Raw genomic sequence first — 279 nt, 5'->3', positions numbered from 1 at the left:
CCAACCCGCAGGACATCCTGCGCCTGCTGGGCGTCGAGCCCCTGGCGGCTTACCTGGTCAAGGAAATCCAGGATGTCTACCGCCTGCAGGGCGTGAAGATCAACGACAAGCACATCGAGACGATCATCCGGCAGATGCTGCGCAAAGTCGAAGTCACCGACACTGGCGACAGCAAGTTCCTGCGCGGTGAGCAGCTGGAGCGCGTGCGCGTCATCGAGGAGAACCAGAAGATCCATGCCCGCAACGGTATTCCCGCCAAGACCGATCCGGTGCTGCTGG

The 279-nt window shown here is 62.0% G+C and carries 1 protein-coding gene; it reads left to right on the top strand.

Features of this window, described 5'->3' with window-relative positions:
• On the top strand, positions 1–279 hold a 279-nt coding region (locus tag FLQ44_RS02085), incomplete at both ends, for a hypothetical protein (RefSeq protein ID WP_147692829.1).

The organism is Vogesella mureinivorans (assembly GCF_007644035.1).
Taxonomy (GTDB): domain Bacteria; phylum Pseudomonadota; class Gammaproteobacteria; order Burkholderiales; family Chromobacteriaceae; genus Vogesella; species Vogesella mureinivorans.
Note: the sequence above shows the minus strand (reverse complement) of the source record. Positions and strands in the feature narration are given on the sequence as shown.